Annotated in this window: 10 protein-coding genes and 1 riboswitch; of the genes, 6 read left to right on the plus strand and 4 right to left on the minus strand. The window is 70.6% G+C overall.

All coding sequences use genetic code 11. From position 1 onward, the window contains the following. Positions 1-488: 488 nt before the first annotated feature. Positions 489-1,775 carry a cytochrome P450 gene (locus ACWDU1_RS24790; protein WP_450001981.1) on the minus strand — a complete coding sequence of 429 codons (1,287 nt, stop codon included), beginning with the start codon at positions 1,773-1,775 and terminating at the stop codon, positions 489-491. 251 nt (positions 1,776-2,026) lie between these two features. Further along, on the minus strand, positions 2,027-3,199 hold the full coding sequence (locus tag ACWDU1_RS24795) for an aminoglycoside phosphotransferase family protein (RefSeq protein ID WP_450001983.1): 1,173 nt from the start codon (positions 3,197-3,199) through the stop codon (positions 2,027-2,029). A gap of 288 nt (positions 3,200-3,487) precedes the next feature. On the opposite strand from ACWDU1_RS24795, the gene ACWDU1_RS24800 reads away from it, so the two are divergent. Further along, the gene (locus ACWDU1_RS24800; protein WP_450001985.1) at positions 3,488-3,697 is read left to right on the plus strand and encodes a FitA-like ribbon-helix-helix domain-containing protein; all 210 of its coding nucleotides are present in this window, start codon (positions 3,488-3,490) and stop codon (positions 3,695-3,697) included. A 21-nt stretch (positions 3,698-3,718) separates the two neighbouring features. Here the strand turns inward: ACWDU1_RS24800 and ACWDU1_RS24805 are convergent, their stop codons facing one another. Continuing rightward, positions 3,719-4,327 carry a TetR/AcrR family transcriptional regulator gene (locus ACWDU1_RS24805; RefSeq protein ID WP_450001987.1) on the minus strand — a complete coding sequence of 203 codons (609 nt, stop codon included), beginning with the start codon at positions 4,325-4,327 and terminating at the stop codon, positions 3,719-3,721. Positions 4,328-4,396: 69 nt separating this feature from the next. On the opposite strand from ACWDU1_RS24805, the gene ACWDU1_RS24810 reads away from it, so the two are divergent. Both ACWDU1_RS24810 and ACWDU1_RS24815 read left to right on the plus strand, forming a co-directional pair. Next, on the plus strand, positions 4,397-4,975 hold the full coding sequence (locus tag ACWDU1_RS24810) for a peroxiredoxin-like family protein (RefSeq protein ID WP_450001989.1): 579 nt from the start codon (positions 4,397-4,399) through the stop codon (positions 4,973-4,975). A gap of 85 nt (positions 4,976-5,060) precedes the next feature. Further along, positions 5,061-5,597 carry a hypothetical protein gene (locus tag ACWDU1_RS24815; protein ID WP_450001991.1) on the plus strand — a complete coding sequence of 179 codons (537 nt, stop codon included), beginning with the start codon at positions 5,061-5,063 and terminating at the stop codon, positions 5,595-5,597. A gap of 34 nt (positions 5,598-5,631) precedes the next feature. On the opposite strand, the gene ACWDU1_RS24820 is transcribed toward ACWDU1_RS24815, so the two are convergent. Further along, positions 5,632-7,044: an aminotransferase-like domain-containing protein gene (locus ACWDU1_RS24820; protein ID WP_450001993.1), complete on the minus strand. Its 1,413-nt coding sequence runs from the start codon at positions 7,042-7,044 to the stop codon at positions 5,632-5,634. On the opposite strand from ACWDU1_RS24820, the gene ACWDU1_RS24825 reads away from it, so the two are divergent. The 3 genes from ACWDU1_RS24825 to ACWDU1_RS24835 all read left to right on the plus strand — a co-directional run bounded on the left by ACWDU1_RS24825 (position 7,043) and on the right by ACWDU1_RS24835 (position 8,828). Continuing rightward, on the plus strand, positions 7,043-8,077 hold the full coding sequence (locus tag ACWDU1_RS24825) for a DMT family transporter (RefSeq protein WP_450001994.1): 1,035 nt from the start codon (positions 7,043-7,045) through the stop codon (positions 8,075-8,077). The genes ACWDU1_RS24820 and ACWDU1_RS24825 overlap by 2 nt on opposite strands. Before the next feature lie 4 nt (positions 8,078-8,081). Beyond that, a riboswitch (guanidine-III (ykkC-III) riboswitch) is annotated at positions 8,082-8,148 on the plus strand. 10 nt (positions 8,149-8,158) lie between these two features. Further along, positions 8,159-8,473: a DMT family transporter gene (locus tag ACWDU1_RS24830; RefSeq protein ID WP_450001996.1), complete on the plus strand. Its 315-nt coding sequence runs from the start codon at positions 8,159-8,161 to the stop codon at positions 8,471-8,473. A 1-nt stretch (position 8,474) separates the two neighbouring features. Further along, positions 8,475-8,828, plus strand: a complete 354-nt coding sequence (locus ACWDU1_RS24835) for a DMT family transporter (RefSeq protein ID WP_450001998.1) — start codon at positions 8,475-8,477, stop codon at positions 8,826-8,828. Positions 8,829-8,885 lie beyond the last annotated feature (57 nt).

Genomic DNA, 8,885 nt, shown 5'->3' on the forward strand with positions numbered 1-8,885 from the left:
TCCGCCCTCGAGACTCGCGGCTGCGCCGCTTCGCTTCGAGGGCGGACACACGGGACGGGCCTCAACCTTGCAGGGCCTCGTAAGACTCGGCGCGATGTGGGGGTGGTGAGGTGCGTGGTGCGTGGTGCGTGGTGCGGCTGCGTGGTGCGTAGGGAGGTACGTGGAGCGTAGGGAGGTGCGGTGTGTTTCGGCCGGTCGTGCCGGTGATCCCGGTGGGTCGTACTCGGTACCGGGACCGGATCCGCTTGTGCCTGCGGTCCGTGGGACCGGGACTTCGGAGCGCCGTGGGCGGCGGGCGCGGGGGCCGCGAACCCGGCCCTGCGCTGGACGGTCCACGGACGGAGATCTCGGGATCGGAGACCGCGATCTCGGCACGGACGGGGGACGGCCTGCCGTCGCGGTCCGGCCCCGCGCCGGAAGCGGCGCGGGGCGGGAACGGCGGGTATCGCCGCGGGGCCTATCGGCGCGAGGCCCGGCTCGCGCGTGGGTCAGGGGTGCAGGGCGGGGGGCATGGCGGGGTCCGCGTGACCCAGGAGGGGGGCGCCGGGCGGGAAGGTGACGGGCAGGGCGGCCAGGGAGCGGTGGAAGGGGCCGGGGCGCCAGGTGGGGTCGTCGTCGGGGAAGGTGGCGCGCATCTCGGGCAGGGCGTCGAGCAGCTCGTCGATGGCGCCCTCGGCGATGATGTAGGCCAGCGACTGGGCGGGGCAGGCGTGCGGGCCCAGGCCCCAGGCGAGATGGGCGCGGTTGCCGGTGAGCTCCGAGGCCCGGATGGCGGGATCGTTGTTGCAGGCGGCCATGCTGATGACCACCGGCTGGTGCGCGGGCAGCCAGACGTCGTCGAGCAGGATCGGCATCCGCGGATAGGTGACGAGCAGATTCGCCAGCGGGGGGTCGTTGAACAGGACCTCGTCGAGGGCGTCGCGGGAGGTGAGGTTGCCGCCGAGAACGCTGCCGCCGAACCGTTCGTCGGTGAGGATCAGCAGCAGTGTGTTCACGATCAGGTTCAGTTCGAACTCGATACCGGTGCCGTAGACCTGCGAAACATGATGCGAGACCTCCTCTTCGGTGAGCCCGGCGGGATGCCGCAACAGGGCCGAGGTCATATCGCGGTCGGGTTCGGAACGTTTGAGCAGCACCAGATTCATCAGGGCCTCGCCCAGCAACCGGCTGCCCTCCTCGGCGTCCACCCCCTCGAGCATGGCGGCGATACCGGCGGCCACCTGGTGGCCGATCTCGGGCGGACTGCCGAGCAGATAGTTCATCACCTGGAAGGTCAGCGGGAAGACGTACTGCTGGATGAGCTCGGCTTCACCGTCGCGGCAGAACGAATTGATGAGCGGACCGGCGATATTCGCGACGACACCGTGGATGGCGTACATATCCACGTCGTCGATACTCGCGGTGATCGCCTGGCGATAGCGCACGAACTCCTGCCCGGCACAGCGGCTGGCCATCGGGCGCCACTCCAGCAGCGGCAGGATCGGGCATTCGGGGGGAACATCCTTCTGCCAGACCCGCGGATCCGCCGGGAAGCGGTCCGGATCGTTGAGCACCTTCAGCGCGGTGGAATACCCGATCACCAGAGTCGCCGGCACCCCCGGGGCCAGCTCCACGGGTGCGAGGGCACCGTAGCGCCGCCGTAGCTCCCGATACACGCGGTGCGGATCGGCCGCGAATTCGGGGACGTAGAGCGGTACCCGGGGATCGTCGGAATCGACCGGTGCGCCGTGCACGATCGGGGCCTGTGCGTGCCTTCTGAAATCCGAGGTAGTCAAGAACGAGACTCCATACCGTCGTCATACGGGGTCACTGGTTTTCCAGCGACCGGCACCGGTTCGAGCCTCCTCCTGCAACCTGCCGGCTCGAGCCGGAACCTGGCGATGGTACGACACACTTATTACATCTGATCGATTTCGAATCATGTTGTACAGCCGTGCTTTTCGGCCCAATTGGACTGGTCCGATCGGATTTCGGACCGTGCCGGACCGGTACCGAGGGGCCTCCCGGGCCCGGCCCGGTATCCCGGTCAGACCCCGAGCGCGTCCAGGGATTCGTTGTCGTGCACCGCGCCGGTGATGCGCCGCAACAGGGTCAGGCAGGTCTCCCGCGACTGCATCTCGGGCTGATAGGCCGCCCGGCCGATGGTGAACGCCCACGCGGCGTAGGCGAACATCGACTGCTGCCGATAGATCAGCCACGCCTCGTCGAAGGAGGGCGCCCGGCCGCCCGCGCCCGCGAGTTCCTCGAGATAGGCACGCAGCAGATCGGGAGCCCATTCCCGGCGGTCCTCGGGTTCGCATCCGGAATTGACGGTGTACGCGAAATCGTGTCCCCAGCCGCCGCGCATCACCACCTGCCAGTCCACATAGCCCATCCGGCCCTCGGCGGTGCGGTAGGTCTGGCCGATATGGGGATCGCCGTGCAGCAGGGTGTGCGGCAGTTCCCGGGTCGCCAGGTCCACGGCCCGCTCGACTCCCGCCCACAACCGGTCCGCGCGGCCGTGCAGCGCCTCCGGGACCACCTCGGCGGCCCGTTCCAGCCCGACCTCGCAGCGGGTCTTCATATCGATCGCCGCGAGGTAGGCCTGTAATGCCTCATTGGTGGTCTTGAGGACCTCGATCGCCGGATCCTCCCAGAAGGTGCCGTGCAACCGGGCCAGGTTGCGCACCAGATCCTCCATCTCCGCGCGGCCGATCGGGGCGGTGGGTTCGCTGAACACCGCGCCGCGGGTCGCGGCGATATCCTCCATCAGCGCGATGGAACGCCAGGAGGCGTCATCGGAGGCGCCCCAGTATCCGAGCGGCGCCTCGATATCGAGTTTCGGCCGAAAATCCCGGAAGAAGCGGGTCTCCCCGTCGATCATCTTGCCGCCACCCAGCAGGATGCGCTGGCTCAGCGAGGTCGTGGTCTTGGCGAACAGCGCGCGGGGCAGCCCGGCCGCGGTCCCGGCCTCGTTGTACTCCACCCGGATCGCGACCCGGGTCGAGGTGCCACTGCTGGTGTCGGTGAGCTCGAACGACAGCACCTGCGCGCCGGGGGTGTCACGGCACAGCACCGCGGTGAGCCATTCGGTGGTCAGCGCCGCGCCGGAAGCGGGCACATCGTCGATGGTCCGCGCCCGGTGGCCGGTGAGCTTCTCCCCCGCGATATGTCCCCCCACCGCGACCAACCGGCCCAGCAGCCAGAGTTTGTGATTCATTTCCGCCTCACTTTCCGCCACGCGCGCGAACGACCGCGCACCGCTCCCGGGGCGATCCGGCCCGGGCATTCCGTCGCACCGGAATACTCCGGCGCACAGTCGTATCCGCAGCGCGGGAACGACTTTCGGCCGCATACGTTACGGGTCGCGCGACCCGGCGGCATGCCGCTTCCCCGGACCGGGGAGTGGGTGACTCGATATCGGAACGAAACCGCTCCGCGCCCGGGCGGCCGGGGCGGCGGAAATATAATCGGGGCACCGACCACTGTCGACGAAAGACGCGCTCTCATGGTGACGTTATCTGTTCGGCATGTACCGGACGCGGTGTACCGCGCCCTGCAGGTCCGCGCGGGCGATCACGGCCGCGCCGTCGAGGCCGAGATCCTGGCGATCCTGGAGGAGGCGGTGACGCCGCCGCGCCGGACCCGGCTGGGTTCGGTGCTGGCACGCGACCCCGGCGAATCCGGCGAACAGGACCGGCCGGAATCCGGCCGGTAGGCGGCCCCGTAGTCCGGCCGCTCAACCACCCAGCCCGCGGAGTACGACATCGAGCCCGCGCCCGAATTCCACCTCCGGGGTCACCGTCCGCGCATCGGTCGCGGTCCGCGCCAGGAAATCGTATGCGCCGGGCGGCAGGTCGGACATCGCGGCCGTACCCGGTCCGGACAGGGCGGCGTAGTCCTCGTTCTGCAGGAATCCGAGCACATAGGCCATGAGGGTGCGCTGGGCGATCACCCGGTCCACCCCGGTGAGCCCGCCATCGGTGAGCACGCCGAGCACGGTATCGATCAGACGCAGCGAGCCGGGCGCGGCCTGGCGATGACGCAGCACCAGCGGCGCTACGGCCGGATGACCCGCGACCGCCGTCCGGATCCGGTCCATGAGCACGCGAATGCGGTCCGGCCATCCGGCGTCCGGCAGGGTCAGGTCGATCGTCCGGAAGAGGTGGTCGACGACGAGCACCTCCAGCGCCCGCCGGTCGGCCACGTAGCGATAGAGACCCATGGTGGCCATTCCGAGCCGGCCCGCCACGGCTCGCATGGTGAGTGCTTCGAGGCCGTCGGAGTCGAGTACCGCCAGGGCTGCGGCCACCAGTTGATCCTCGGTGAGCGAACGCGGCCTGGGCACGGGTTGACAGCGTACGGCATACGCGCATACTCGTTTGTAAGCGTACGTTGTACACCTAAAGGAGTCTCTGTGTCCTTCCCCGATCCGGTTCCCGCCCGCACCCTCCGGAACACCACCGGCGCCCCGGTCGCGGTCCCCCACCCAGAACTGCTCACCCACCTGCAGTTCCGCCGCTTCGCGGGCTGCCCGGTCTGCAATCTGCATCTGCGCTCGGTGGTCGCCCGGCACGCCGAGATCCGCGCCGGCGGTATCCACGAGGTGGTCGTCTTCCACTCCACGGCCGCGGAGCTACGGAAGTACACCGACGATCTCGGCCTCGACGTGATCGCCGACCCCGAGCGGGCGCTGTATCGCGAATTCGGCGTCGAATCCGGGGCCCGGTCCCTGCTCGACCCGCGCGCCTGGCCGGCCATCGCACGGTCGGTGGGCAGCGAAGTGGCTGCCGCGCGTACCGGATCGCGGCCCGCTCCCCCGGCCCACGCCGAGGGCGGCCGCCTCGGACTGCCCGCCGATTTCCTCATCGCCCCCGGCGGTGGCGTAGTCGCCGTGAAATACGGCGTGCACGCCGACGATCAATGGCCGGTCGACGAATTGCTGTCGCTGGCCGCGGCGCACCGCGCCGCCGAATCGGGCGCTCGGAAGGCATAGTCGTGCCGTCGGTGGCGATATCGTGTACCCACGGCCGGACCCGGCCGACGCGGAAACCAGACCCGACACGATCCGGGAGCACCCCATGTCTCGTGCCCGACAGTTCGCCGGCGCGGTTCTCGTCACCGGCACCGCCACACTCGCCGCGGCCGCGCTCGTCACCGCGGGCGCCGGACCCGCGACCGCCCAACCGGCCCCGTCCACCGATATGACCTGCGGCAGCGCCAACCCATTGCCCTGGGCGCCGCCGTTCACCTGGTCGGTGCGGGCGAGTTCCGGAGCCAGTCTCCCGCCCGGCGGCGCGGCCCTCGAACCGTCGCTGCTGCTGAGCGGCAACAATTCGCTGCCCAACCCGCCGGCGAGCCTGTTCCCCGTCTTCGGGACAACGCCCTACGGCACCCGGGTCCGGGTCGACTGGCACAACGAGACCACCGGCGCGTCCGGAAGCAGCACCAGCGACGAGGAAACACTGCGGCAGAAACCCGGCATCCCGGTGAACCGCACCTGGACCGGTGTGGGCACGGTGTCGTTCACCGTGACCACGGAGACCGGTGGCGGCTGGTGGTTCGTGAACACCCAGCGCGCGGTCTGCCGCGGCACGATCTCGGTGCTCCCGGCCTGATCCGGGTTTCTCCCGCTAACCGAGCCGGCGGTCGCTAGCCGAGCTGGCGGGCGAGCGCCGCCCCGATGATCCGGGCGCCTTCCGGAAAGGCGCCCGGATTGGGCCCGGAGAAGTTGATCCGCAGGTACTCACCCGTGGGTTCGGCGGGAAACCATTCGTCGCCCGGCGCGACGAAGACGCCGCCGTCCTCACAATCGCGGACCAGCCGCGCGAGGTCGGTCCGGTCGGGTAACCGGACCCACAGATTCAACCCGCCCCGCGGCAGCACCTCCAGCCGGGCACCGGGAAGGTGTTCGCGCAGCGCGCCGGCGAGCAGATCCCGCCGGGTGGCCAGCCGCTGCGACAGACTCCGCAGATGGGTGCGCCAGCCCGGATGGGTGACGATATCCAGCGCGACGGTCTGCAGCAGCCCGCTGACATACATCGACTCCGCCTGCGCGTCGGCCACGATCCGCTCCCGCGCCGGCCCGCGGGCGACCACGGCGGCGATCCGGACCGCCGGGGAGACGCTCTTGGTGAGCGAGCGGAGATAGACCACATGCCCGGCGTCGTCGTGGGCGGCCAGCGGGACCGGTACCGAGTCGATCCCGAAATCGTGGGCCCAGTCGTCCTCGACCAGGAACGCACCGCTGTCGCGCACCACGTCCAGGACTTCGGCGGCCCGTTCCGGCGCCCACTGCACACCGGTGGGGTTGGCGAAATGCGGCTGGGCGTAGAACGCCCGGGCCCCGGTCTGCCGGAAGGCCCGGGCGAGATCGGCGATCCGCGGGCCCTGCGCGTCGCCGGGCACGGGCACCACCCGGACACCGGCCCGGGCGGCGGCCAGGATCGCGCCCCAATAGGTCGGGGATTCCACCAGTAGCGGCCGCCCCGGCCCGACCAGCGCCTGGAAGGTGGTGTTGAGACCGCTCTGGCTGCCCGGGAACACCACCACGTCGCCGGGCGCCGGAGGCATCACCCCGGCAGGGGTCACGGCGGCGAGTTCGGCGGCGAACCAGGCCTGCAGATCCGGCTGCCCGGCGCTGGGCGGCCGGTTCACCGCGGCATCACCCCGGCCCGCCCGGGTGAACGCGGCGCGGACCAGTCGTTCGGGAAGCAGTTCGCGGTCCGGATAGCCGGAATGCAGCGCGATCTTGTCGTTCGGAATGGTCCGCAGGGCGCTGAACATCCGCGAACCGTGGCCCCGCGGCGAGCCGAGGGCGGCGGTCTGCCAGCCGTAGTCGGCGGAGCGCGCGGCGGGCACGGCACGAACGAAAGTGCCCACTCCGGGCCGGCTTTCGATCAGACCCTGCGCCGTCAGCGTGCGCAACGCCTTCTGCACGGTGCCCGGGCCGGCCGAATACCGCTGCACCAGAGCGCGGGTGGCGGGCAGCCGGGCACCCGGCGGCGCGGCCGCGATCCAGTCACGAAGGTCCGCGACGATTCGCGAACTGCTATCGTTGAACATGACAGACAATAGTAGCGCTACTACTTCTCGCGCCCCAGTGCTATCGCGGCCGCCGACCCGGATCTCGCCGCCATCGGACAACCCGGCGCCGTCGAGCGCCTGGGCCGGACCGGCCTGGGGGCTGCTCGGCGTCGCCGCGTTCTCGCTCACCGTTCCCCTCACCAAGCACGCGGTCACCGACGGCGGCCTGTCACCGCTGTTCATCGCCGCCGCGCGAGCGGTGGTGGCCGTGGTCCCGGCGGCCGCCGCGCTCGCCTGGACCCGGCAGCCCCTGCCCCGTGGGTCCCAGTGGCTGCGACTGGGCGTCGTGGCGGGGGGTGTGGTCATCGGGTTCCCGCTGCTCACGACGTTCGCGCTCACCGAGGCCTCGGCCGGGCACAGCGCCGTGGTGATCGCACTGCTCCCGGCCGCCACCGCCGTCCTCGCTGTCCTGCGCACCGGGGAACATCCACCGCGCGCGTTCTGGTTCACCGCAGCCGCGGGCACCGTGGCCGCCGTCGGATTCGCCACGCTCCGGGGTGGCGGCACGGGCGGTGCGCACTGGTCGGATCTACTGCTGGTAGGCGCGGTCGTCGCGGCTGCGGCCGGATACGCCGAAGGCGGATTGCTCAGCCGGGAACTCGGCGCCTGGCAGACCATTTCCTGGGCACTGGTCCTCGCCGCCCCGCTCATGATCGGGCTCACCGGTATCGCGGTATCGGCGGAAACACCGTCGGCGGCCCCCGGACAGTGGGCGGCGTTCGGTTATCTGGGGCTGGTCAGCATGTTCCTGGGCTTCCTGGCCTGGTACCGCGGCCTCGCGCTCGGCCCGATGGCGCAGGTCAGCCAGGTGCAGCTGACCCAGCCGGTGCTGACCATCGGCTGGGCGGCACTGCTTCTGGGTGAGCCGCTCACCTGGCCCGTCGTGCTCGGCGCGCTCGCGGTGATCGGATGCGCCGGTACCGCCGTCCGGACGCGGCTACGCCGGCCACCCCGGCGCACTCCCGGTGGTTCCGATCACCATGAGGAATCGGGGATACATCGGTACCGTTGAGCAGAGGGAGCCCGGTGAGCGGGCTCGCGGACGAGGGAGCAGTACCCGCATCGCGACAAGACTGACTCGAAAGGGTTCGTCATGTCCTGGTTCGTTCTTCTGGTCTCCGGTGTCCTGGAGGCGGTGTGGGCCACGGCGCTCTCGGCGTCGAACGGCTTCCGCCGCTGGAAACCCACCCTTCTCTTCGTGGTCGCCCTCGCGCTGAGCATGGCCGGTCTGGCCTGGGCGATGATCGATCTTCCCACCGGCACCGCCTACGCGGTGTGGGTCGGCACCGGCGCGACACTCACCGTCGTCTGGGGCATCGCCACCGGCCGCGAACGCGCCGGTACGGCCCGTGTCCTGCTTCTCACCCTGCTCATCGCCTCGGTGGCGGGCCTGAAGGTGGTGAGCTGAGATGGCATGGATGATCCTGCTGGCCAGCGCCGTGTTCGAGGCCGTCTGGGCGACCGCTCTCGGACGCTCCGACGGGTTCACCCAGCCCGTCGCGACCATCGTTTTCTTCGTGGCACTGGCCGCGAGCATGGCCGGGCTCGGCCTGGCGGTCCGCGAGATCCCGATCGGTAGCGCCTACGCCACCTGGACCGGTGTCGGTACCGCCCTGACCGTCGGCTACGCCATGGTGGCCGGCGGCGAGGCGGTCACCCCGGCCCGGATCGCCTGCCTGGCGGGCATCGTCGTGGCGGTGCTGGGACTCGAACTGCTACCGCACGAGCAGTCGCGGCGGAAGCCGGCACGCGACGCCGCGTAATCGGCCACCCGCGAACCGCAACGTCCCGGCGTCCGGAACCGCAACGTCCCGGCGTCC

The sequence above is a fragment of the Nocardia sp. NPDC003345 genome (genome assembly GCF_053589395.1).

Excerpts from the sequence above, each read along its gene's own strand:
- ACWDU1_RS24830 (WP_450001996.1), top strand. The coding sequence starts at position 8,159 with ATGTCCTGGTTCGTTCTTCTGGTCTCCGGTGTCCTGGAGGCGGTGTGG.
- ACWDU1_RS24825 (WP_450001994.1), top strand. The coding sequence starts at position 7,043 with ATGACAGACAATAGTAGCGCTACTACTTCTCGCGCCCCAGTGCTATCG.
- ACWDU1_RS24835 (WP_450001998.1), top strand. The coding sequence starts at position 8,475 with ATGGCATGGATGATCCTGCTGGCCAGCGCCGTGTTCGAGGCCGTCTGG.
- ACWDU1_RS24815 (WP_450001991.1), top strand. The coding sequence starts at position 5,061 with ATGTCTCGTGCCCGACAGTTCGCCGGCGCGGTTCTCGTCACCGGCACC.
- ACWDU1_RS24795 (WP_450001983.1), bottom strand. The coding sequence starts at position 3,199 with ATGAATCACAAACTCTGGCTGCTGGGCCGGTTGGTCGCGGTGGGGGGA.
- ACWDU1_RS24820 (WP_450001993.1), bottom strand. The coding sequence starts at position 7,044 with ATGTTCAACGATAGCAGTTCGCGAATCGTCGCGGACCTTCGTGACTGG.
- ACWDU1_RS24800 (WP_450001985.1), top strand. The coding sequence starts at position 3,488 with ATGGTGACGTTATCTGTTCGGCATGTACCGGACGCGGTGTACCGCGCC.